Raw genomic sequence first — 22,272 nt, 5'->3', positions numbered from 1 at the left:
GTGACCCGGCCGTGCACGACCATCGGGGTGGCGAGCCCCGCGAGCCACTCCCTGCCCGGTCGGCCCGGTCTCCTCGACGAAGGCGTGCGGGCGGGTGACGAGGGCGGTGACCGAACAGCTGTCGCATTTATGACATGGCGTGATGTCGCCTCCGCTAGCGCTTGATGGTCGCGCAGGTCGTGGGCCAGGCTGCTCGACGGCGTTCGTGACGCTCGTCGACATCGATGACAGGGCGCCACGAGTGGAGGCTCCCCGTTGCGACAGCGCGTTCTTCCCGCCCGGCCACCGCGCCGCCTCGCCGCCGCGGCCTCGGTCGCGATGACGGCGCTGCTCATCCTGACCGGGACGGCCCTCCCGGCACAGGCACACCCCGGCCCGGCCACCCCGCCACGAACCCAGCCACAACCCGCACCCTCGACCACGCCCTCAACCTCGACCACGCCCTCAACAGGGCCGACCACGGCGCCGCAAGGCGGGACGGGGGTCCAGGCGGAGCTGGCCGCGCGGCTGGCGGAGGGGGACTCGGCGTTCTGGGTCGAGTTCAAGGCGCGGGCCGCGCTGAAGCGGGCCCCGGCGATCAAAGACTGGGCCGCGCGCGGCGCCGCCGTGGTGGACGAGTTGCGCTCGACCGCCGACTCGAGCCAGGCGAAGGCGCGGGACCTGCTGCGTGAGGCGGGGGCGCGGTACACGTCCCTGTTCATCGACAACTCGATCCACGTGCACAGCGGCTCGGCCGCGCTGGCGCGTGAGCTCGCCCAGGACCCGGCGGTCGAACGGGTACGGCTGCCACGCACCTACCGGTTGCCCGAGCGCAGGCCGGGCGAGCGCGTGGCCGCCGAGGGCGCGGTGGAATGGGGAGTGGCCGCCGTCCACGCCGACAAGGTGTGGACCGACTACAAGAGCGACGGGCACGGCGTCGTGGTGGGCTCCATCGACTCGGGCGTGGACGTCTCCCACCCGGCCCTCGCCGCCGCGTACCGGGGAGCGGACGGGACACACGACCACAACTGGTACGACCCCACGGGCCTGTGCACCGCGCCAGGCCCGTGCGACACCTACGGCCACGGCACGCACACCATGGGGACGACGGTGGGCTCCGGCGGCATCGGGGTCGCCCCCGGCGCCCGGTGGATCGCGGCCAGGGGCTGCCAGGACTATCGGTGCGGCGAGCTGACGCTGGCGCTGTCCGCGCAGTGGATGCTGGCCCCCACGGCGGCCGACGGCTCAGCCCCCGACCCGGCGGCGCGGCCGAACATCCTCAACAACTCCTGGTCCTCGGCGCCGGGCGACGAGTGGTACCGGGACTACGTACGCCAGTGGGTGGCGGCCGGCATCTTCCCCGCCTTCGCCGTGGGCAACGACGGGTCCGACTGCGGCACCCAGCGCTCCCCCGGCGAATACCCGGAGTCGTACGCCGTCGGAGCCGTCGACCGGGACGGCAAGGTGGCCTGGTTCTCCTCGCGGGGCACGGAAGGCGCCGCCGACAGCAAGCCGGACATCGCCGCGCCGGGCCAGGACGTACGCTCCAGCGCCCCCGGCGGCGGCTACGAGGTGCAGAGCGGCACGTCGATGGCGGCCCCGCACGTGAGCGGCGCGGTGGCGCTCATGTGGTCGGCCGCCCCCGCACTGGCCGGCGACATCGCCGCGACCAGGGACATCCTCGACCGCACCGCGCAGGACCGCGCCGACACGACGTGCGGCGGCACCGCGGGTGACAACAACGTGTACGGCGAGGGCATGCTGGACGCCTACCGTGCCGTCGGCGCGTCGCCGCGGACCGGGACCGGCACGCTGACGGGCACGGTCACCGACGAGCGCACCGGCGAGCCGGTGGCGGGCGTGCGGGTGTCGGCCACCGGGCCGCGCACGCTGGACACCACGACCGCCGCCGACGGCACGTACCGTCTCCACCTGGACGAGGGCGGCTACGACGTCGCCCTGTCGTTCTTCGGCTACCGTACGCACGAGCTCAAGGACGTGCGGGTGAGCGGCGGCGAGACACTGACCCGCGACGTCGACCTTGTTCCCGCGCCCACGGGCCGCGTCACCGTCCGGGTCGCGGACGGCTCGGGGCAGGGCTGGCCGGTGTACGCCGCGGTGACCGTGGCCGGGGCGCAGCGCACCTGGTTCAGCGACCCCGGCGACGGGCGGGCGGTGCTCGACCTGCCCCTGGACGGCACGTACGAGATCACGGCCGCCCCGCGCCACCCCGGCTACGCTCCTGTGACCGGCCAGGTCACGGTCGGCGGCGACGTCACGCTCGACCTGTCCGCGCGGATCGACGCGGCGGCCTGCGCCGCCCCCGGCTACGCCGCCGCGGACGGCGCATGCGCTCCGGTGCCGGGCACGCTCGTGCACGGCGCCGTCACCGACGCGAACACCGGCGACCCGATCGACACCGCCACCGTCACGAGCCCGGGTGGCGGCACGGCGGAGACGGCGCCCACCCCTGACGACGACGCGCTGCCCGACGGCTTCTACTGGGTGTTCGCGCCCATGTCGGGAGAGCGGGTGCTCAGCGTCGCCCAGCGCGGCTACCGGCCGGCCTCCGAGCGCGTGACGGCGGGGACCGGCGAGGTGGCGAGGGCCGACTTCGTGCTGAAGGCGGGCCGGCTCTCGGTCAAGCAGGACGACGTGTCGGCGCGGGCCAGGCTGGGCCAGAAGGTCACGACCCGCCTGACCCTCACCAACCGGGGCAGCGCGCCGCTCACCTACGACCTCGCCGAGTCGCGGCGGGACGTCATGGCCGGGCTGCGGGGCGCGCCCGTGCGCCGGGTGCGCACGGACGGCCTGAGCCCCGCCGCGACCACGGCGGGCGGCACGACGGACAAGACAGCGGGCGACACGACGGGCGGTACATCGGCCGACACGGCGGGGGCGCCGGAGCAGGCTTCCGCCGGCCAGGCCCCGGCCGCGGAGCCGTGGACGGGCGTCGCCGACTATCCGACCACGATCAGGGACAACGCCGTGGGCTACCACGACGGCCAGGTGTACTCTTTCGGCGGCTCACAGCGCGGCCAGGGCGGCACGCCCGCCTCGTACGTCTACGACCCGGTCACGACGTCCTGGTCCCCTCTCGCGGACATGCCGCGGGCCCGGCAGAAGGCCGCCTCGGGGTTCGTGGACGGCAGGTTCTACGTCGTCACCGGCTGGGACGCGCAGGGCGAACCGGCCGCGCGTACCCTCATCTTTGATCCCGCCACGAACGCCTGGAGCACGGGGGCGGACAACCCGCATCCGTGGGGCGCGGTCGGCTCGGCGGTGCTGAACGGCCGCATCTACGCGGTCGGCGGCTGCGCCGGCGAGTGCCAGACGGCGACGGCCCAGGTCACGGTGTACGACGTGGCGGGCGACCGCTTCACCACCGCCGCCCCCTACCCCGAGCCGATCTCGTGGGCGGCCTGCGGCGGCCTGGGCGGCAAGGTCTACTGTGCGGGCGGGCTGGCCGAGGGTCCGCGCGGCACGCAGCGCTCCTACGTCTACGACCCGGCCCGCGACTCCTGGGAGCGGATCGCCGACCTGCCCTTCGACCTGTGGGGCAGCAGTTACGCGGTGGCGAACGGCAGGCTGGTCGTCGCCGGCGGGGTCACGGAGGGCGGCACCATGCTGACCAACGAGGCGTTCGCCTACGATCCCGACGCCGACACGTGGACGCCGCTGCCGAACTCCCGCTACGCCCTCTACCGGGGCGCGGCGGCCTGCGGCGTCTACAAGGTGGGCGGCGCGGACGGCCCGCGCGTCACCCCGTTCACGGAGGTGCTGCCCGGCCTCGACGGCTGTGACGCGGCCGGGACGGACGCGCCCTGGCTGAGCGCGAAACCGGCCCACGGCACGCTCGCCCCCGGCCGCAGCGCCCGCGTCACGCTCACCTTGGACGCCCGCGAGCTGGCCGGGCCCGGCACGTACGAGGCGGAGCTGGTGGTGAACGAGGACACGCCGTACCCGGCGCCGCGGCTCGGCGTGACCCTGGAGGCGCGGGCGCCGTGGCACTGGGCGCGGCTGTCCGGCCGGGTGCGGTCGAAGGCGTGCGACGGAACGGTGTCGCCGCTGCCGGGGGCGACGGTCACCGTCGAACGCCACCGCGAGTCGTGGACCGCGGGCAGCGACGCCGAGGGCCGCTACGAGCAGTGGCTGCGCGGTGGCCTTCCGAAGGCGAGGGTCACCGTCACCGCCGGCGGGCACAGGACGTCGGCCTTCGACGTCCGGCCGCTGCCGCACGCCGACGTACGCCGTGACGTCACGCTGACCCGCGACGGCTGCTGAGGTTCGGGGCGCCGGTCGCCGTGGAGTCCCGGCCATTCGGGGCAGAGGTGACTGTGTGAAGAACTTCAATCCCGGTCGGGAACCCCTGTGGGGACTGGTGCCGCCGCTGCTGGCCAGGATGGCCGCGTGGAGCGCGTGCCTGATCCTGGTCGGCGTGGTGGCCAACTACCTGATCGGCGTCGTGGCGGCGATGCGGCTCATCGCGCTGCCCGTGGCGGTCGCCCTGCTGCTCACCGCGCTGCTCTTCCCGCTGACCAAACGCCTGGGCGAGGCGGGCATGCGGCCGATCTACGCCACGTGGGTGACGATGCTGGTCGCGCTCGCCGTACTGGCCGGGACGGGCTGGATCATCGGCGTACGCGGCAACAAGGAGTTCCCCGGCCTGGTCAAGCAGGTGCAGGAGACCGCGAGGACCGTGGAGGGCTGGCTCTACAGCGGCCCGCTGCGCCTGGAGCCGAACCAGCTCAGCCAGTGGGTCGAGGACGTCGCGGGCCTGATCAGGACGCAGCAGCAGCAGATCACCGCCACCGTGCTCCAGGGCACGATGGTGGTGCTGGAGGTGCTGGCCTCCATCGTGCTGCTGCTGTTCGTGACGTTCTTCCTGCTGAAGGACGGCGACCGGATCTGGGCCTGGTTCCTCAAGGGCTTCGGCACGGCGGCGCCGCGCGTCGACCGGGCGGGACGTACGGCCTGGGCCACGCTGTCGCACTACGTGCACGGCACGGTGGCCGTGGCGGCGGTGCACGGCATCGTCATCGGCATCGTGCTGGCGATCATGGGGGTGCCGCTCTGGCCGGCGCTCGCCCTGCTGATCTTCCTGGCGAGCTTCGTCCCCATCGTCGGCATCTTCTTCGCGGGAGCGGTGGCGACGCTGGTCACGCTCGGTTCCCGTGGCCCCGTCTACGCGCTGATCTTCGTGGGCATCCTGGTGGTGGAGCAGCAGCTCGAGAACCACGTGCTGCAGCCGCTGATCGTCGGCAGGGTGCTGCGCTTCCATCCGCTGGCGATCATCATCGTGCTCGCCGTCGGCGGCATCCTGGCGGGCATCGCGGGCGCGGTCGTCGCCGTGCCGATCGCCGCGATCCTCTACCGGTCGATACCCGAGCTGTTCCGCGATCCGCCGCCGGAGCTGCCGCCTCCCAAGCCGGGGAGGCCAGAGGCCAACGAACCCCCGCGTCCCGAACCGGCCGCGCCCGGGAAGGGCGAACCGCCTCCCGCCGCCCACGATCGGAGCACTCCGTGAGCCGCCTCGACCGGCGCCTCCGGGATACGGTTGAGCCGTGACTACGCCTCAGGTCGCCGACATGTGGTTCGACCCGTCCTGCCCCTACACCTGGGTGACCTCCCGCTGGCTGCTGGAGGTGCGGAAGGTGCGGCCCGTCGAGGTGCGCTGGCACGTCATGAGCCTGTCCGTGCTCAACGAGGGCCGTGACGACGACCCCGAAGGCGACCCCGAGGGCTACCTGTGGGTGCCGGTCCGCGTGTGCGCGGCCGTCCTGCGGCAGCACGGCCAGGAGGCGCTGGGCCGGTTCTACACCGCGCTGTGGACGACCGGCGGCGACGGCGACTGGATCGCCGACCTGCGTACGGCGCTGGAGAGCGCGGGGCTGCCGGCCGAGCTGGCCGCGGCGGGCACGTCCACCGACTACGACGACGACGTGCGGGCCTCCCACGCCGAGGGCGTCGCCCTGGCCGGCGAGCACGTGGGCACGCCGATCGTGGCCGTCACGGGGGCGGACGGCGGCGGGCGCGTCGCGTTCTTCGGCCCGGTCATGTCGCGCATCCCGCGCGGCGAGGACGCCGGCCGGCTGTGGGACGGCACGCTGCTGGTGGCGGGCACGGCGGGCTTCCACGAGCTGAAGGGCGGGCCGCACCAGGAGCCGGTGCTGGGCTGAGTCAAACCGTCTGATCAGGGTTGATAACGTGACCCCGGCGGTCCTGTCACCGACTCGGGAGTTCGTTTGACCGTTACGGCCTGGCTGGCGGTGGCCGCGTTCCTGTGCGCGTACACGCTGATCGCCACCGAGAAGGTGCATCGGGTCGCGGCGGCGCTCGGCGGCGCGGCGATCATGCTCGTGATCCACGCCACCGACGCGGGCGCGGCGTTCTTCGACGAACATTCCGGCATCGACTGGAATGTGATCTTCCTGCTCCTCGGCATGATGATCATTGTCGGGGTGCTGAAACAGACCGGCGTCTTCGAGTTCCTGGCCATCTGGGCGGCCAAACAGGCCAGAGGCCGGCCGTTCCGGCTCATGGCGCTGCTGATCGTCATCACGGCGTGCGCGTCGGCGCTGCTCGACAACGTGACCACCGTGCTGCTCATCGCGCCCGTGACGTTCCTGGTGTGCGAGCGGCTGGCGCTGCCCGTGGCCCCCTACCTGATCGCCGAGGCGCTGGCGTCCAACATCGGCGGCGCCGCCACGCTCGTCGGAGACCCGCCCAACATCATCATCGCCAGTCGTGCCGGCCTCACCTTCAACGACTTCCTCGTCCACATGGCGCCGCTCATCGTGGTGCTGGTGGCGGTGTTCATCGGGCTGTGCCGGTGGTTGTTCAGGTCGGCGTTCACCTACGACCCCGAGCGGGCCGCGGAGATCATGGCGCTGAACGAGCGGGAGGCCATCGCCGACCACCGGCTCCTGCGGCAGTCGCTGGCCGTGCTGGTGCTGGTGATGGCGGCGTTCGTGCTCCATCCCGTGCTGCACTACGAGCCGTCCGTGGTCGCGCTGCTCGGCGCGGGCGTGCTGGTCGCGGCCACCCGCGTGACGACCGAGGAGGCCATCGCCGAGGTCGAGTGGCCGACGCTCGTGTTCTTCGCGGGGTTGTTCGTCATGGTGGGCGGGCTGGTGGAGACCGGCGTCATCGGGCTGGTCTCCGAGGCTGCGGCCGAGGCCACCGGCGGGCAGATGGCGCTGTCGGCGATGGTGCTGCTGTGGGGCTCGGCCGTGTTGTCGGCCGTCGTCGACAACATCCCCTACGTCGCCACCATGAGCCCCATCGTCGCCGACCTCGTCCAGGCCGCGGGCGGCGGCGAGCAGGCGCAGGTGTTGTGGTGGGCCCTCGCGATCGGCGCCGACCTGGGCGGCAACGCCACGGCCGTCGGGGCGGCGGCCAACGTCGTCATCCTCGGCATCGCCGCCCGCAACGGCAGCCCGATCAGCTTCTGGCAGTTCACGAAATACGGGCTGGTCGTGACGTTCGTGACCGTGGCGCTGTCGACGCCGTACCTGTGGCTGCGCTACCTCACCTGAGCGGCAGGACGTCCACGCCGTGCTCGTCCTCGCCGCGCGGGCCGAAGATACGCCGCTCGGCCTCCGTGATGCGCACGTCGTTGATGCTCGCCTCCCTGCGCCGCATCAGGCCCGACCCGTCGAACTCCCACTGCTCGTTGCCGTAGCTGCGCCACCACTGCCCTGAGGCGTCGCGCGACTCGTACTGGAAACGCACCGCGATGCGGTCGCCCAGCACCGCCCACAGCTCCTTGCGCAGCGCGTAGTCGAGCTCCCGCTCCCACTTGCGGCGCAGGAACTCGACGATCTGGTCGCGGCCGGTGACGAACCCGTCGCGGTTGCGCCACACCGAGTCCTCGGTGTAGGCACCCGCGACCTTCTCGGGATCGCGGGTGTTCCAGGCGTCCTCGGCGGCCTGCACCTTGACGCGGGCGCTTTCCTCGGTGAACGGCGGGACGGGCGGGCGTGACATGGGCGCCTCCTTTCCCCGGCAGCCTAACCGCAGCGGCCCGCCCCGCCGTGGAGCTACAGCAGCTTGTCGAGGGTGATGGGCAGGTCGAGGACCCGTTTGCCGGTGGCGTGCCTGACGGCGTTCGCCACGGCGGCGGCGACCCCGGTGATGCCGACCTCCCCGATCCCGAGCAGCCCCAGGGGCATCGTCGGGTCGGGCACGTCCAACCACTGCACGTCGATGCGGGGGATGTCGGCGTGCACGGGCACGAGGTACTCGGACAGGCCGGGGTTCATGATGCGGCCGGTACGCGGGTCCACCTGGGTCGCCTCCGACAGGGCCATGCCGATGCCCATCACGATGCCGCCGCGCAGCTGCGCCGCCGCCGTCTTCGCGTTGATCACCCGGCCGACGTCGAACATCCCCAGCCAGCGCGAGACGCGCACCTCTCCGGTGTCCCGGTCGACGCGCACCTCGCAGAAGTGGGCCCCGCTCGCGCCCTTCACCCAGCGCCTGCGCTCGTTCAGCGTCTTCGCCACGAACTTCAGCATGCCCGTCCCCCCACCCGCCTCCAGGTGGTCCCGCCCCGCGCGGGCCAGGATCGCCGTGTACGTCTCGCCGCGCCCGCCGTGGTGCAGACCGCCGTCGCGGGCCTCCAGCTCGGCCGCCCTGCGCCCGCGCAGCGGCGAGTCGGGAGCCCGCCGCGCCAGGGCGAGCACCGACTCCTTGAGCTTGCGGCAGGCCTCCAGCACCCCGGCGGCGGCACTGGCGGTCTGCGCCGACCCGCCCGCTTGCGGCCCCACGGGCAGCTCGGAGTCGCCGACCTCCACGCGCACGGCCTCCAGCGGCACGCCCAGCTCGTCCGCGGCGATCTGGGCCTGCACGGTGGCCGCGCCGACGCCGATCTCCTGCAGGGCGCACCGCACCACGACCGTGCCGTCCGCGGCGAGCCGCACCGTGACACTGGCCGGCATCGTCAACGACGGGTGGTACGCCGTGGCGACCCCCATGCCGACCAGCCAGCGCCCGTCCCGCATCGAGCCCGGCTGGGGATCGCGCTCGCGCCACCCGAAGCGCTCCGCCCCCGCCTCGTACGCCTCGCGCAACATCCGGTGCGTGAACCGTTTGCCGTCCATCGGGTTGTGCGCGGGCTCGTTACGCCTGCGCAGCTCGATCGGGTCGATGCCCAGCTCGCAGGCCAGCTCGTCCATGGCCGACTCCAGGGCGAAGGAGCCGACGGAGTCGCCGGGAGCGCGCATGGCCGTGTTGGCGAGCAGGTCGAGCCGGACGATGCGCTGCCGCAGATGCATGGTGGCGGCGTCGTAGAGGTGCCGGGTGGACGAGGTCACTCCTTCCGGCATGCCACCGATCCGGCTCGTCATGGCGACGCTGGTGTGGATCAGCGCGGTCAGGTCACCGCTCGGGCCGGCCCCCAGCGCGACCCGCTGCACGGTCGGGGTCCGGCCGCCGACCGTGCGGTAGACGCCTTCTCTGGTGAGGGCCAGCCGCACGGGGCGGGCGGTCGCGCGGGCGGCCAGCACGGCCAGCAGCGTGCCCGCCCAGACGAAGCCCTTGCCGCCGAACCCGCCGCCCACGTAGGGGGACAGAACTCTGACCGCCCGCTCGGGGATGCCGAATCGCAGTGCCAGGTGGGTGCGCAGCCAGGCGATGCTCTGCGTGCTCTCGTGCACGGTCAGGCGGTCGCCGTCCCACACGGCGACCGTGGCGTGCGGCTCCATCGCGTTGTGGTGCTCCGGCGGCGTGGTGAAGCGCAGGTCCACCGAGACCGGGGCGGCGGCGAGCGCGGCCACCGCGTCGCCCTTGTCGCCGCCGGCCGGCTGGAGCGCGCTGCCCTTCTGCGGCTGCGCGTTCGGCTCCTCGGCCGCGAAGTCCACCACGGCGGGCAGCTCGCGGTACGTCACCCGCACCAGGGACGCCGCGTGCCGGGCGGCCTCGGGCGTCTCTGCCACCACGACCGCCACCGGCTGGCCGTTCCAGTGCACCTCGTCCGTGCCCAGATAGGCGACCGACGTGCCGGAGACCAGCGAGCTGGGGTTCATCAGGCTGGTCTTCGGCGCCGGCTTCATGGGCGGGGCGTTCTCGTGGGTGAGCACCTCGATCACGCCGGGCACGGCCCGCGCGGCCTCGGTGTCGAGGGCTTCGATGCGGCCGCGCGCGACCGTGGCGTGGACGAGCGCGGCGTGGGCCATCCCCGGATAGCGGTGCTCGGCCGCGAAGCGGGCCTCGCCGGTGGTCTTGGCCCGGCCGTCGACCCGGTCGACCGGGCGGCCGACGTGCTTGACCGTGTCCTGCCGCTGCTCGGTCTCGGCGTACTTCGTCGTCATGCCGTGTCCTTTCCGGGGCCTGCTCCGGTGTGCAGGTCGCGCAGCGTGGCCACGATCGTGGCGCGCGCGAGGTGGACCTTGAACGCGTTGCCGGGCCGGACGTCCGCCCCGGCCAGCTCGGCCTCGGCCGCGCGGGTGAACGACTCCTCGTCCGCCGGCCCGCCGAGCAGGATCCGCTCCGCTTCGTGCGCCCGCCAAGGCCTGGTCCCGACGCCCCCGAGCGCCAGCCGCACCGCCGCCACGGCGCCGTCCCGCACCTCCAGCGCCGCCGCCACAGAGACGAGGGCGAACGCGTACGACGCCCGGTCGCGCACCTTGCGGTAACGGGATCGCGCCGCGACCGGGGCGGGCGGCAGCTCCACCGCGGTGACCAGCTCGTCGGGGGCCAGCTCCGTCTCGATCTCCGGGGTGTCACCGGGCAACCGGTGGAAGCCGGCCATGGGGATGCGCCGCGTCCCGCGTACGCTCTCCACCTCGATCACGGCGTCGAGCGCGGCCAGCGCCACGCACATGTCGGAGGGGTGCGCGGCGATGCAGCTGCCGCTGACCCCGAGCACGGCGTGCGACCGGTTGAACCCGCCGAGCGCGTCGCAGCCGCCGCCAGGCTCGCGCTTGTTGCAGGCGGCGGCGTGGTCGTAGAAGTAGGGGCAGCGGGTGCGCTGCAGGAGGTTGCCGCCGACGGTCGCCATGTTGCGCAGCTGGGCCGAGGCCCCGGCGAGCAGCGCCTGCGACAACACCGGGTAGCGGGCGCGCACCCGCTCGTCGGCCGCGAGCGTGCTGTTGCGCACCAGCGCGCCGATCCGCAGCCCGCCGCCGGGCAGCTCGCCGACCGTGTCGAGGGGCAGGCCGGTGACGTCGACGACCGTGCCGGGCCGCTCGACGCCCTCGCGCATGAGGTCGACCAGGTTGGTGCCGCCGCCGAGGAACTTCGCGTCCGGCTCGCCGGAGACCGCGCGTACGGCGCCGGCGACGTCGGCGGGCTTGACGTACGCGAACGGCTTCATCGTGCCTCCTGTGCCGCGACGTCCTTGATGGCGTCGACGATGCCGTTGTAGGCGCCGCAGCGGCACAGGTTGCCGCTCATGCGCTCCCTGATCTCGGCCTCGTCGAGCTCTCCGGGCCGTTCGGTCACGGCGCTGGGCATGCCCGCGCGGTGTTCGGCGAGCATGGCGACCGCCGAGCAGAGCTGGCCGGGCGTGCAGTAGCCGCACTGGAGGCCGTCGTGCCGGATGAACGCCGCCTGCAACGGGTGCAGTTCCTCGCCGTAGGCCAGGCCTTCGACGGTGGTGATCTCCTTGCCGTCGTACTGGACGGCGAGGGCCAGGCAGGCGTTGATGCGCACGCCGTCGGCGAGCACCGTGCACGCGCCGCAGGCGCCCTGGTCGCAGCCCTTCTTCGGGCCGGTGACGCCGAGCCGGTCCCGCAGGGCGTCGAGCAGGCTGACCCACGGCTCGACGTCCAGGGACTCGGCGGCGCCGTTCACCCGCATCCGTATCTCCGTCACGCGCTTCCTTCCGTCGGAACCGTTGTCCCGGCGACGCTAACAGAACGATGTTCCCTTAACAAGAGAACGATGTTCTTTTACATGGGCGTCGTATGCTGGGCGACGATGACGCGGACCTTCCTGCGGGCCAGGCGGCCCGAGCACAAGCAGCAGCGGCGCGAGGCCATCCTCGCCGCCGCGCGCGAGCTCGCCGCCGCGTCCGGCGTGCGCAACGTCAGTCTGGGGGCGGTCGCGGAGGCGGTCGGGCTGGCGAAGTCCAACGTCGTGCGCTATTTCGGCACCAGGGAGGAGATCTACCTCGTCCTCACCGTCGAGGAATACCGGAGCTGGGCTGAGGCGGTCACCGGCCGCCTGCGCACCGCCCGCGACATGGACGACGTGGTGGCGGCGCTGGCGGAGACGATCGTCGAGCGCCCGCTCCTCTGCGACCTTCTCAGCCACTCGTCGGTCAGCCTGGAGCACAACGTCTCGGTCGAGGCGGCCCGCACCTACAAGCTCGGCGTGGTGACGATGATCGGCGAACTGGGCGTGCAGGTCGCCCGCGCGTCACACCTGACGGAGGCCGAGGGCAGGGAGCTCGTCGGCGCGGCCGCCGGAACGGCCGGCCTGCTCTACCCCGCCGCCAATCCGCCGCGGGTCCTCGCCGAGGTCTACGCCCAGGAGCCCGAGCTCGCCCGGCACTGCCCCCAGCTGCTGCCCACCCTGCGCCGCTTCCTCGCGGCGCTCGCCGCCGGGCTGCCCACGCTCAGGCCGCCCGCCGGCTGAAAGTTTCACCTTCCGGCGCCCGCCGTCCGGGACGTCTTCGCACGTGTCCCCCTGTGGAGGTCGCACCACGCGCGGACCCCTCTGTACACGGCGACCGAATCCACGGACCATGCCTGGACGTAACCGGTTAACCCCAGCGGAAGGGCACCCTCATGACCAACCGGCTCGGGCTCGTGGCGGCGGCGTTCCTGTCGCTCCTCGTCTCCATGATCGTCGCCCCGGCTCCCGCGCACGCCGCGACCGGGCTCCGGGTCAGCGGCACCAGGATCGTGGAGGCCAACGGGAACCCATTCGTCATGCGCGGCGTCAGCCACGCGCACACCTGGTTCACCAGCGAGACCGATTCCTTCGCCGCCATCAAGGCGCTGCGGGCGAACACCGTCCGCGTGGTGCTGAGCGGCGGCAGATGGACCCCCAACGACGCCGCCGACGTGGCCGACGTCGTCTCGCTCTGCAGACAGAACCGGTTAATATGCGTGCTCGAGAACCACGACACGACCGGCTACGGCGAGCAGGACGGCGCGTACACCCTCGACCAGGCCGTCGACTACTGGAGCAGCGTCAGGAGCGCGCTCACCGGCACCGAGGACTTCATCGTCATCAACATCGGCAACGAGCCCTACGGCAACAACGACGTCTCCGCCTGGACCAGCGCGACCACCGCCGCGATCACCCGGATGCGCGGCCTCGGCTTCGACCACCTGCTCATGGTCGACGCGCCCAACTGGGGCCAGGACTGGCAGTTCACCATGCGCGACAACGCCAGGACCGTGGCCGCCGCCGACCCCCAGGGCGACACCGTCTTCTCCATCCACATGTACGGCGTCTTCGACACCGCCGCCGAGATCACCGCCTACCTCGGCGCCTTCCGGTCCGCCGGCCTGCCGCTGGTGATCGGCGAGTTCGGGCACGACCACTCCGACGGCGACCCGGACGAGGACACGATCATGTCCGAGGCGCAGTCGCGCGGCATCGGCTACATCGGCTGGTCATGGAGCGGCAACGGCGGCGGCGTCGAATACCTCGACATGGTGAACGACTTCAACGCCTCCAGCCTGACCTCCTGGGGCCGGCGCATCTTCGACGGCGCCGACGGCATCGGGCAGACCTCGCGCGAGGCGACGTACTTCGGCGGCGGCACCGGCGACGACACCACGGCGCCGGCCACGCCCGGCACCCCCTCGGCCACGAACGTGACCGCGAACGGCGCCACCCTGAGCTGGCCGGCCTCCACCGACTCCGGCGGCTCCGGCCTGGCCGGCTACGACGTCTACCGCGAGCAGGGCGCCACCGACCCGCTGCTCGGGCGGAGCGCCACGAACACGATCACCCTGACCGGGCTCAGCGCCGCCACGGAGTACCAGGTGTACGTACGCGCCCGCGACGGCGCGGGCAACCTGTCGGGCAACTCCCCCACGACGTCGTTCACCACGTCGCCCGGGGGCGGCCCCGGCGGCGGCTGCACGGCCACCGGCACGGTGCAGAGCCAGTGGGGCGGCGGCTACGTCACGCAGGTCGCCGTCACCAACAGCGGCTCGTCCGCCATCAGCGGCTGGACGGTCACCTTCACGCTGCCCAGCGGGCACACGGTCACCGGCTCGTGGAACGCCACGCTGAGCGTCAGCGGGCAGACCGTCACGGCGCGCAACGCCGGTTACAACGGCGGCCTGCCCGCGGGCGGCTCCACCAGCTTCGGTTTCCAGGCCGGCCGTCCCGGCGGCGACCCGGCCACGGCGGGCTCCTACACCTGCACCGCCTCCTGACCGCCGCACCCTGCGTACGCCGGACGTGTTCCCGCCACGCTTTCCGCGCGGCGGGGACAGCGTAGACAGCGGGGGGACAGCGGGGGACAGCGGGGGACACGGCCATTGATGAGCCGGTCAACAATGCAAGAATAATTGAAACTTCGCGATGTATCGCTATTGTATCGGCGGTCGCTAGCATGCCGAATCCACCCTCCATCGGGTTTCGCGTTCAATGCCGCTGGCAACCCCTCACACATGAGAGACATCTTCATGGATGCTGCGCTCGCCGATATCACTGACGGCTTGTGGACATATCTGCTCATTCCCGTGGTCGTTCTCCTGGGACTTTTCTTCACCATCCAGTCCAAGGGTGTGCAGTTCCGCATGTTCCCGGAGATGTTCCGGGCGGTGGCGCGGAAGTCGGCGCCGGACGGGGCGGGTGGAAAGCCGGTGTCGTCTTTCGGCGCCTTCACCATCTCCGCCGCGGCCCGGGTCGGCACCGGGAATGTGGCGGGAGTGGCCGCCGCCATCACCTTGGGCGGGGCGGGCGCGGTCTTCTGGATGTGGGTGATGGCGGTCATCGGCGCCGCCTCGGCGTTCGCCGAATCGACCCTCGCGCAGCTGTACAAGGTGCGTGACAACAAGTCCTTCCGCGGCGGTCCGGCTTACTACATGAAGTTCGGCCTCAACGCCAAGTGGATGGGCATGATCTTCGCGGTGGTCATCACGCTGACCTTCGCCCTGGCCTTCAACTCGGTGCAGGCCAACACGATCACGGCGACCATGGTGTCGGCGTTCGGCATGCCCGCCGACTCGGCCACGCCGTCCGTCATCATCGGGCTCGCCCTGGTCGCGCTCACCGCGCTGGTGGTCTTCGGCGGAGTGACCCGGCTGGTGTCGGTGACGACCATGCTGGTCCCCGTGATGGCCATCGTGTACCTGCTGCTCGGCGGAGTCGTTGTGATCATGAACCTCCACAACCTCCCCATGGTGATCGGTCAGATCGTGAGCAGCGCGTTCGGGCTCCAGGAGATGGCGGCCGGCGGCCTGGGCGCGGCCATCATGCAGGGCGTGCGGCGGGGCCTGTTCTCCAACGAGGCCGGGCTGGGCTCGGCCCCGAACGCGGGCGCCGCGGCCAGCGTGCGGCACCCGGTCAGCCAGGGACTGGTGCAGGCACTCGGGGTCTTCTTCGACACCATCCTGGTCTGTTCGATCACCGCGTTCACGATCCTCTTCGCCAACCCCACGCTGGCCGGCAACGACGAGACAGGGGCCAACCTCACCCAGTCCGCGCTGGTGACGAACCTGGGCTCGTGGGCCGGCGTCGCGCTGGCCGTGGTGATCTTCATGCTGGCGTTCAGCTCGGTGCTGGGCAACTACTACTACGGCGAGTCCAACGTGGAGTTCCTCGTCGGCCGCAAGGGTCTGCCGGTGCTCCGCGTCCTGGTGCTCATCGCGGTGTTCGTCGGGGCCGTGGGCTCCTTCGCCACGGTGTGGGCCGTCGCCGACCTGATGATGGCGCTGCTGGCGCTGATCAACCTGGCCGCACTCGCACCGCTGTCCAAGACCGCGTTCAGGCTGCTGGCCGACTATGTGGCACAGCGCAAGGCGGGCGTGGAAGAACCGGTCTTCACCAAGGACCGGATGCCCGAGCTGCGCAACGTACAGGTCTGGGACAGCGCCGACGTGCCGGTGAAGAACTGACCCAGCCCGGGGCGAGAAAGGCCGTGCTGCTTTCCCGTATTCGTGGCACGGCCCTTTTCGCAAACACCGTACGGCACCTGGAGGAGGAACCATGGCACAAACAGATCGTCCCTCACACGTGTACAGAACCTCTTACGAGGTGTTGGAGGGGAACAGCGAGAACATCCGGCTGGAAGGCGAATTCCTGATCCGTGCGACGGAATATCTCCGCGAGGAGGTGTACAGGCTGCAGGAATACTTCGGAAACCCGTCCACCGACGAAGTCGCACGCGTCTTCCGCAACGGCCAGGACGGTCAGCCCGGCTTCGACCAGATGTACAACGACCTGGACGAGGCGCTGCAGAACATCCAGAAGTCCTACGCCGGGATCTCCGCGACGCTGAACGCGATGAGCACCACCGTCAGGGAGGCGGACGGGCCCGGCACGATCGTCCTCGATGCCGTCGAAAAGCTTGTCGCGTTCAGCACCAGGACGAACGACTCCATCGCCGTGCCGACCACCCAGGCACGGCACCACTGATCGCCGGGAGGAGGCACGCATGGCCCTGGGGCCGTCGGCCAAGGTGACGCTCGGCCTGATGGGCGGCGTCGGTCTGGCCGCAGCACTGAACCCCGAGACGATCCTCGGTGTCCGCTACCTCGAAGGCGATCCGGAGAAGATCCGCGAAGCCGCGGACAAGCTCGAGTCGATCGCCGACTACATCGACCGCCATCAGCAGCAGGCCCACACCTGGGCCGCACAGATCTGGACGGAGAACAACGGGCGCGACTATGCCGAGTTCCAGCGGTTCTGGGAGAACAGGTTCGGTCTCGCGGTGTTCGCGACGGCGTACAAGTACCGAAGGGCGGCCGAGGCATGCCGCGCCTACGCCGACGTCATCGAGAAGACCAACCACGCGCTGAAAGTGCTCTGCGCGATCCTCGTCGCGGACCTGGTCTTCACCACCGGCTACCAGCTCGTCACCTGGAAGATCTTCAGGGCGATCGCGCGCAAGCAGGCGTTGTTGATCAAAAACTATGGTGAGACCTTCGCCATCAAATATCTCCTGCCCTACTTCGTCTATCCGATCGCGGACAGCTTCGCCTACGCGGCGGGCGAGGTGGCCATCCCCTTCGCCATCAACAAGGCCGCCGGGATGGAGCGGGATCTGTCAGGTAACGAGGTGACCTCGCTGGACTACAACGTGAGGGAGTACGGCAGCCACTTCCTGAGCAACATGGTCTTCGACGGCGTGGCGGACGCCACCGCCTACGGCATGCAGAAGGTGCCGGGGCTGCGGATGCTCGGCCAGAACGTGCCGCTGCCCAACGGCTGGCAGCTGAACACCGGATCCATCATCCCCAGAATGGCCGGAACGACGATGTACTCGGTGACCAGGGACCTGACGCACCACGACAACCCGCTGCCCGGCACAGAAACCGGTCTGACCGCCGAGGAGATGTACCAGAAACTGCTGTCCCACGGGTCGCGCGGGTTCATCCCGAGACGGTGACGACCCTCCGCCCGGTCGCGGCTACTCCAGATCGAGATAGGGCTTGGCCACCTGCATGGCCCTGCGCCCGGCGTCCATCATCGCCTGCCGGGCGGCATCCATGATCGCCTCGGCCATTTCCTCGGAGCCCATCCGCATCGCGCGTGGATCGATCCGCACGCCCAGCAGCTCTCCGGACGGTGCGACCCGGACCACCACTTTCCCGCCCGCGCTCGCCGCCTCGCCCTCTATCTTGTCGATCTGCCCGATGACGTCGGACAACGGCTCGGCGTCCTCGCGAAACTCCGCCACGAGCCGGTCGAGCTCGGGGTCGAAGCTCCTGCCCTCGTTCATGCGCCGAACTTACTAGAAATTGTTGACATGGTGAAAGCAGCTGTTGACGACCAGGACGTCGTGCGGAACGTGTTGACCGCCGTCAGGCCTTTCATCGGCCGCGGCAAGGTCGCGGACTACATCCCCGACCTGGCCAGGGTGGATCCCCACCAGTTCGGCTTCGCCCTGGCGACGGTGGACGGCGAGGTGCACACGGCCGGCGACGCGACCACGCGTTTCTCGTTGCAGAGCATCATCAAGGTGTTCGGCCTGGCGCTGGTCCTGGGCAGGGACAGTGACGCCATCTGGAAGCGGGTCCATCGGGAACCGGCCGGCACCCCGTTCAACTCGCTGGTCCAGCTGGAGATGGAGCGCGGCATCCCGCGCAACCCGTTCATCAACGCCGGGGCACTGGTCATCACCGACCAGTTGCTGACGGACAGAGGCGACGCCTTCGACGCGGTACGCACACTCCTGCGCGCCGAGTCGGGCAACCCCGAGGTGCAGGCCGACACCGTCACCGCGACCTCCGAGGCCACCACCGGGTTCCGCAACGCCGCGATGGCCAACCTGATCGCCGACTTCGGCAATCTGCACAATCCGGTGGACCGGGTGCTGGACCACTACTTCCGGCAGTGCGCGCTGATGCTGAACTGCGACGAGCTGGCCCGCGCCGCACTGTTCCTGGCCCGCGACGGGATCCGGCAGGACGGCTCCCGGATCCTTCCCGCACGGGACGCCAAGCGGATCAACGCCATCATGCTGACCTGCGGCACCTACGACGCGGCCGGAGACTTCGCCTACCGGATCGGGCTGCCGTGCAAGAGCGGGGTCGGCGGCGGCATCGTGGCCATCGTGCCCAGCCGCTACGCCCTGGCCGCATGGGGGCCGGGGCTGGACCAGAAAGGCAGCTCGGTGGCGGCGGCAGCGGCGATCGAGGCCTTCGTCTCGCTGACCGGCTGTTCGATCTTCTGACCGGCCGGCTCGGCACGCCGCCGGTCCGCCGTGCGGGTCATCGCAGGCGCAGCATGTAGCTGGCCTGACCGTCATCGTCGCTCTCGACCCGTTCCACCAGCCCGGCGGCGGCCATCGCGTCCACCAGTTCGTGCGCCGTCATCGGATCGGCAGGCGGGAGCCCTCTGGAGCCGGGAGTCAGATCGGTGAACCACGGGCCGTTGGCCTCCTGCAGCGCCTCCAGCACCAGGTTGTGCACCCGGGCACCGTTCAGGATGCCGGAGTGCACCGTCCGCAGCTCCTCGCTGGGCTCGACGCCGAGTTCCTCGCGCAACGCCTGACGGCACTCGACGTACGCGGCCAGCGCCTCCTCACGGCGGCCCCTGCCGTACAGCGCGAGGATGAGCAGCATCCACGCCCGTTCCCGGAAGGGATGGTCGTTCAGGAACTTCCTGGTCCGGGTGATCACCGAAGCGTACAACCGTCCGGCGAGCTCCAGCGCGGCCAGGCTCTCCAGCAGTGCCAGGCGTTGCTCGGCGAGCTGCTCCAACGGCTCGGCCCACTGCGGGTGCGGCGCCACGTCCTCCAGCGGGCTGCCGCGCCACAGGTCGTCCGCGAGGCGGAACAACTTCAGGGCGACCTCCGGGCGGTGCCGCTCAAGGGACGACTCCGCCTGCCGTATCAGCTCGGTGAAGGTCAGCATGTCCAGCTCGGGCGGGCTGACCCGGAGCCGGTAGCCGACCGAGTCGCCGATGATCCTGTCGTTGCCGCCCAGCATGGTGCGGAGGGAGCTGGCGTAGGTGCGGATGTTGGCGATGGCGGAGCGTGGCGGCCGGTCCTGCCAGAGGATTTCCACCACGGTGTCCAGCGGCGTCACCCGGTTGGGGTTGAGCAGCAGGGTGGCGAGGAACTGCTGGCGCTTTCCCGCGGTCAGGCGGACGACCCGTCCGCCCGCCCGTACGATCAGCGGCCCGAGGATGCCGAAACGCAACCCATCATCCCACATAGGGGAAAGAGTACATAAAAGTTGACAATCCCTATGTTCACGTGTCAGTTATCCACATCCTGCGCATCACCGGGCCGCATCGGGAGCCACACCCGCATGGTCGCGGTTGCCCCAACGGTGGTAGGGCACGAACCGGAGCCGCGGGACCTTCGAGGCGTCGCCGAACACGGCCTTGCGGGCCAGCAACGCACGCCGGGGGTGCACAAGATGCCCTGCCGGCTGATGATCAGTGACTCCACCTCCTCGCCCGGCGTCGCCTGACGGCTTAAACGGTTAACGACCTCTTCGGAAGGGGCACGGTGCCACAGGGCCGGTGACCTACAGTAGAGAGGGTTATCCGGTTCAGGAGAGGGACGTCCGTGAAGCGACCGACGATCGCCGACATCGCCAGCCGGGCAGGAGTGTCCAAGGTGGCGGTCTCCTACGCGCTCAACGGGCAACCCGGGGTGTCGGAGGCGACGCGGGCCAGGATCATCGCCATCGCCGACGAGATCGGCTGGCGGCCCAACAGCGCGGCCAGGGCGCTCAACGGCGCCAGGGCCAACTGCGTCGGCCTCGCGCTCTGCCGGCCCGCCCGCATCCTGGGCGTGGAGCCGTTCTTCATGGAGCTGATCTCCGGCATCGAAGGCGTGCTCGCCGACCGCTCCTACGCGCTGCTGCTCCAGGTCGTCACCAGCCACCAGCAGGAGAGCGAGATCTACCGGCGCTGGTGGGGCGAGAGCCGCATCGACGGCGCCTTCCTCGTCGACCTGCACTATTCCGACGCCCGCGTGGCCGAGCTCGAACGGCTCGGCATGCCGGTCGTGGTGATCGGCCACCCCTCCGAGTCGGGCTCGTTGTCGGCCGTCTGGTCCGACGACGGCGAGGCCGTCCGCGAGACCGTCGGCTACTTGCGGGCCCTCGGCCACCGCCGCCTCGCCAGGGTCGCCGGGCTGCCCGAGCTGGTCCACACGACCGTACGCGACCAGGCGTTCGCGCGGGCCTGCGAGGGCGTGGCCGAGCACGTCATCGTGCACACCGACTACACCGGCGAGGAGGGCGCCAGGGCCACCAGGCGGCTGCTCAGCACGCCCGACCGGCCGACGGCGATCGTCTACGACAACGACATCATGGCCGTGGCCGGGCTGTCGGTGGCGCAGGAGATGCGGGTGGAGGTGCCGGACGACCTGTCCATCGTGGCCTGGGACGACTCGCCGCTCGCCCAGGTCGTCCGGCCGCCGCTGACCGCTCTCACCCGCGACATCCCCGCCTACGGGGCGCACGCCGCCCAGCGCCTGCTCGCCCTCATCTCCGGGGAGAGCGTGCCGCCCTACCAGGACCAGGCGGCCGTCCTCACACCCCGCGGCAGCACCGGCCCTTCCCGCCCCTGATCGCACACACAGCGGCCACACGGTCCTGGGTTCCTGGGTCCGGGCGCGGGTCCCGAGTCCGGGCGGGCGCGACGTCGGGGCGGGGAAGGCCGCTTGCGGGCCTGCGCGGGCCCCGTACGCGCAGGTCCGCGGCGCGTGCCGGGGCCGTGGTGCGCGGCTGGCAGACCGCGCGTTCCCGCCGCGGCACGCGCCGTCCCCTCCTTCGCGGCACATCCCACCCTGACGGAGCGCGGGGAGGTGTGTCTGAGTACGTCCACGTGCAACCGAGACCCGACCGTGACCCGTCTTGACAAATTTTTTTGTCGGCTCTACGTTCACCCCATGGACAAAGTGACTTCGGCCGACGGCACCCCCATCGCCTACACCCGCGTCGGCCAGGGCCCGGCGGTCATCCTCGTCGACGGCGCCCTCAGCTTCCGCAAGCAGAGCATCAACGCCCCCCTGGCCACCGCGCTGGCCGGCGACTTCACGGTCTACACCTACGACAGGCGCGGACGCGGCGAGAGCGGCGACATCCCGCCGTACACGACGGAGCGCGAGATCGAGGACCTGGCCGCGCTCGTCGCCGAGACCGGTGGCCCGGTGCGGCTCTACGGCACCTCCTCAGGGGCCGCCCTCGCGCTGGCCGCCGCCGACGCGGGTGTTCCGGTCGAGAAGCTGGCGCTGTACGAGCCGCCGTTCATCGTCGACGACACCCGCCCCGCCGTCCCCGCCGACTACGAGCGCACGCTGGACGAACTGGTGGCGGCCGACCGCCGCGCCGCCGCGGTGCGCTACTTCATGCGTACGGGCGTCGGGCTGCCTGCCGTGGTCGTGGCCCTGATGCGGTTCATGCCGGCCTGGTCCACGCTCACGTCGGTGGCGCACACGTTGCCGTACGACGCGGCGTTCGTGGCGCCGTACGAGAAGGGCGAGCCCTACCCCGAGTCCAGCTGGGCCGCCGTCAAAACGCCGGCCCTGGTCATGGACGGCGGCAAGAGCCGGCCGTGGATCCGCAACGCCGCCAGGGCGCTGGCCGGCCGGCTGCCCGGTGGCGAGCACCGCACGCTCGACGGGCAGACCCACATCGTCAAGGCCGAGGCGCTGGCGCCCGTGCTGAGGGAGTTCTTCCGCTGATCTGTTCCCCC

The 22,272-nt window shown here is 71.3% G+C and carries 18 protein-coding genes; 12 read left to right on the top strand and 6 right to left on the bottom strand.

Going from position 1 to position 22,272, the window contains the following annotated elements; genetic code table 11:
* Nucleotides 1-255 precede the first annotated feature (255 nt).
* From E1295_RS08670 to E1295_RS08655, 4 genes are all read left to right on the top strand, one after another.
* Entirely contained in the window at nt 256-4,263 is a 4,008-nt protein-coding gene (locus tag E1295_RS08670; protein ID WP_132629362.1) for a S8 family serine peptidase, read from the top strand.
* Nucleotides 4,264-4,318: 55 nt separating this feature from the next.
* Nucleotides 4,319-5,506 carry an AI-2E family transporter gene (locus tag E1295_RS08665; protein ID WP_246079922.1) on the top strand — a complete coding sequence of 396 codons (1,188 nt, stop codon included), beginning with the start codon at nt 4,319-4,321 and terminating at the stop codon, nt 5,504-5,506.
* Between the two features lie 61 nt (nt 5,507-5,567).
* A complete protein-coding gene (locus tag E1295_RS08660; RefSeq protein ID WP_132629455.1) occupies nt 5,568-6,158 on the top strand; it encodes a mycothiol-dependent nitroreductase Rv2466c family protein in 591 nt (196 codons plus the stop codon).
* A 66-nt stretch (nt 6,159-6,224) separates the two neighbouring features.
* Nucleotides 6,225-7,517: an ArsB/NhaD family transporter gene (locus tag E1295_RS08655; RefSeq protein WP_132629360.1), complete on the top strand. Its 1,293-nt coding sequence runs from the start codon at nt 6,225-6,227 to the stop codon at nt 7,515-7,517.
* Here the strand turns inward: E1295_RS08655 and E1295_RS08650 are convergent.
* From E1295_RS08650 to E1295_RS08635, 4 genes are read right to left on the bottom strand one after another with little or no spacing between them, the layout of a single operon-like run.
* On the bottom strand, nt 7,510-7,968 hold the full coding sequence (locus E1295_RS08650) for a nuclear transport factor 2 family protein (RefSeq protein WP_132629358.1): 459 nt from the start codon (nt 7,966-7,968) through the stop codon (nt 7,510-7,512). The two genes, E1295_RS08655 and E1295_RS08650, sit on opposite strands and share 8 nt — an antisense overlap.
* A gap of 53 nt (nt 7,969-8,021) precedes the next feature.
* The gene (locus E1295_RS08645) at nt 8,022-10,292 is read right to left on the bottom strand and encodes a xanthine dehydrogenase family protein molybdopterin-binding subunit (protein WP_132629356.1); all 2,271 of its coding nucleotides are present in this window, start codon (nt 10,290-10,292) and stop codon (nt 8,022-8,024) included.
* Nucleotides 10,289-11,296 carry an FAD binding domain-containing protein gene (locus E1295_RS08640; RefSeq protein WP_132629354.1) on the bottom strand — a complete coding sequence of 336 codons (1,008 nt, stop codon included), beginning with the start codon at nt 11,294-11,296 and terminating at the stop codon, nt 10,289-10,291. The genes E1295_RS08645 and E1295_RS08640 overlap by 4 nt, the downstream gene beginning before the upstream one ends.
* Nucleotides 11,293-11,781 (bottom strand): (2Fe-2S)-binding protein, encoded by a 489-nt coding sequence (locus E1295_RS08635; RefSeq protein ID WP_220448616.1) that lies wholly within the window; start codon nt 11,779-11,781, stop codon nt 11,293-11,295. Before E1295_RS08635 ends, E1295_RS08640 begins: the two co-directional genes overlap by 4 nt.
* Nucleotides 11,782-11,901: 120 nt before the next feature.
* Between E1295_RS08635 and E1295_RS08630 the strand changes: the two genes are divergently transcribed.
* The 5 genes from E1295_RS08630 (at nt 11,902) to E1295_RS08610 (ending at nt 17,503) form a co-directional block, all read left to right on the top strand.
* On the top strand, nt 11,902-12,561 hold the full coding sequence (locus tag E1295_RS08630) for a TetR family transcriptional regulator (RefSeq protein WP_132629350.1): 660 nt from the start codon (nt 11,902-11,904) through the stop codon (nt 12,559-12,561).
* A gap of 152 nt (nt 12,562-12,713) precedes the next feature.
* Nucleotides 12,714-14,324: a cellulase family glycosylhydrolase gene (locus E1295_RS08625; RefSeq protein ID WP_132629348.1), complete on the top strand. Its 1,611-nt coding sequence runs from the start codon at nt 12,714-12,716 to the stop codon at nt 14,322-14,324.
* Nucleotides 14,325-14,561: 237 nt separating this feature from the next.
* Nucleotides 14,562-16,010, top strand: coding sequence for an alanine/glycine:cation symporter family protein (locus tag E1295_RS08620; RefSeq protein ID WP_342775848.1), 1,449 nt, complete (start codon nt 14,562-14,564; stop codon nt 16,008-16,010).
* 118 nt (nt 16,011-16,128) lie between these two features.
* Complete coding sequence (locus E1295_RS08615; RefSeq protein ID WP_132629346.1) at nt 16,129-16,530, top strand: hypothetical protein; 402 nt, start codon at nt 16,129-16,131, stop codon at nt 16,528-16,530.
* A 19-nt stretch (nt 16,531-16,549) separates the two neighbouring features.
* The gene (locus E1295_RS08610; protein WP_132629344.1) at nt 16,550-17,503 is read left to right on the top strand and encodes a WXG100-like domain-containing protein; all 954 of its coding nucleotides are present in this window, start codon (nt 16,550-16,552) and stop codon (nt 17,501-17,503) included.
* A gap of 21 nt (nt 17,504-17,524) precedes the next feature.
* Here E1295_RS08610 and E1295_RS08605 read toward each other — a convergent pair whose 3' ends face one another.
* Nucleotides 17,525-17,836, bottom strand: coding sequence for a YbaB/EbfC family nucleoid-associated protein (locus tag E1295_RS08605; RefSeq protein ID WP_132629342.1), 312 nt, complete (start codon nt 17,834-17,836; stop codon nt 17,525-17,527).
* A gap of 27 nt (nt 17,837-17,863) precedes the next feature.
* Between E1295_RS08605 and E1295_RS08600 the strand changes: the two genes are divergently transcribed.
* Nucleotides 17,864-18,790 carry a glutaminase gene (locus E1295_RS08600; protein WP_132629340.1) on the top strand — a complete coding sequence of 309 codons (927 nt, stop codon included), beginning with the start codon at nt 17,864-17,866 and terminating at the stop codon, nt 18,788-18,790.
* A 37-nt stretch (nt 18,791-18,827) separates the two neighbouring features.
* On the opposite strand, the gene E1295_RS08595 is transcribed toward E1295_RS08600, so the two are convergent.
* A complete protein-coding gene (locus E1295_RS08595) occupies nt 18,828-19,775 on the bottom strand; it encodes an AfsR/SARP family transcriptional regulator (RefSeq protein WP_132629338.1) in 948 nt (315 codons plus the stop codon).
* Between the two features lie 359 nt (nt 19,776-20,134).
* On the opposite strand from E1295_RS08595, the gene E1295_RS08590 reads away from it, so the two are divergent.
* On the top strand, nt 20,135-21,145 hold the full coding sequence (locus tag E1295_RS08590; protein ID WP_132629336.1) for a LacI family DNA-binding transcriptional regulator: 1,011 nt from the start codon (nt 20,135-20,137) through the stop codon (nt 21,143-21,145).
* 321 nt (nt 21,146-21,466) lie between these two features.
* The gene (locus E1295_RS08585) at nt 21,467-22,261 is read left to right on the top strand and encodes an alpha/beta fold hydrolase (RefSeq protein ID WP_132629334.1); all 795 of its coding nucleotides are present in this window, start codon (nt 21,467-21,469) and stop codon (nt 22,259-22,261) included.
* Nucleotides 22,262-22,272 lie beyond the last annotated feature (11 nt).

The sequence above is a fragment of the Nonomuraea mesophila genome, from assembly GCF_004352805.1.
Lineage (GTDB): Bacteria > Actinomycetota > Actinomycetes > Streptosporangiales > Streptosporangiaceae > Nonomuraea > Nonomuraea longispora.
The sequence above is the reverse complement of the archived record's forward strand: the minus strand, read 5'-3'. Positions and strand labels throughout refer to the sequence as shown.

Excerpts from the sequence above, each read along its gene's own strand:
- E1295_RS08645 (WP_132629356.1), bottom strand. The coding sequence starts at position 10,292 with ATGACGACGAAGTACGCCGAGACCGAGCAGCGGCAGGACACGGTCAAG.
- E1295_RS08650 (WP_132629358.1), bottom strand. The coding sequence starts at position 7,968 with ATGTCACGCCCGCCCGTCCCGCCGTTCACCGAGGAAAGCGCCCGCGTC.
- E1295_RS08620 (WP_342775848.1), top strand. The coding sequence starts at position 14,562 with ATGAGAGACATCTTCATGGATGCTGCGCTCGCCGATATCACTGACGGC.
- E1295_RS08635 (WP_220448616.1), bottom strand. The coding sequence starts at position 11,781 with ATGCGGGTGAACGGCGCCGCCGAGTCCCTGGACGTCGAGCCGTGGGTC.
- E1295_RS08660 (WP_132629455.1), top strand. The coding sequence starts at position 5,568 with ATGTGGTTCGACCCGTCCTGCCCCTACACCTGGGTGACCTCCCGCTGG.
- E1295_RS08605 (WP_132629342.1), bottom strand. The coding sequence starts at position 17,836 with ATGAACGAGGGCAGGAGCTTCGACCCCGAGCTCGACCGGCTCGTGGCG.
- E1295_RS08600 (WP_132629340.1), top strand. The coding sequence starts at position 17,864 with ATGGTGAAAGCAGCTGTTGACGACCAGGACGTCGTGCGGAACGTGTTG.
- E1295_RS08610 (WP_132629344.1), top strand. The coding sequence starts at position 16,550 with ATGGCCCTGGGGCCGTCGGCCAAGGTGACGCTCGGCCTGATGGGCGGC.
- E1295_RS08595 (WP_132629338.1), bottom strand. The coding sequence starts at position 19,775 with ATGTGGGATGATGGGTTGCGTTTCGGCATCCTCGGGCCGCTGATCGTA.
- E1295_RS08585 (WP_132629334.1), top strand. The coding sequence starts at position 21,467 with ATGGACAAAGTGACTTCGGCCGACGGCACCCCCATCGCCTACACCCGC.
- E1295_RS08640 (WP_132629354.1), bottom strand. The coding sequence starts at position 11,296 with ATGAAGCCGTTCGCGTACGTCAAGCCCGCCGACGTCGCCGGCGCCGTA.
- E1295_RS08630 (WP_132629350.1), top strand. The coding sequence starts at position 11,902 with ATGACGCGGACCTTCCTGCGGGCCAGGCGGCCCGAGCACAAGCAGCAG.
- E1295_RS08625 (WP_132629348.1), top strand. The coding sequence starts at position 12,714 with ATGACCAACCGGCTCGGGCTCGTGGCGGCGGCGTTCCTGTCGCTCCTC.